The sequence below is a fragment of the Megasphaera jansseni genome (assembly GCF_047974155.1).
Taxonomy (GTDB): domain Bacteria; phylum Bacillota; class Negativicutes; order Veillonellales; family Megasphaeraceae; genus Megasphaera.
Window position 1 is genome coordinate 1 of sequence record NZ_JBHYRR010000097.1, and the last position, 272, is coordinate 272.

Below are 272 nucleotides of genomic sequence, written 5' to 3' on the forward strand. Positions count from 1 at the left end.
TATATGAAACGCCATAACGGCCATCGGATTCGGATTCCTGTTCCCGACAGACTAAAGGATAAGACGATTCAAGAAGTACGCATCTGTCCCATGTATGGCGGAAGGTATTTCAAGATTCAATATTGTTACTTACAAGACTCAGAACCGGTGAAAACCTCGCCAGACCGTGTCTTGGCTATTGACTTGGGCCTGGACAATCTGGCAGCCTGCGTCACCAATACGGGGACGTCGTTCCTCATGGACGGTCGTAAACTCAAATCTATCAACCAGTA

1 protein-coding gene is annotated in these 272 nt (G+C 47.4%); it reads left to right on the forward strand.

Annotated features, from left to right (window positions below; translation table 11 throughout):
• Positions 1-272: transposase (locus ACE418_RS13530; RefSeq protein ID WP_416451089.1), on the forward strand; the 272-nt coding region annotated here is incomplete at both ends.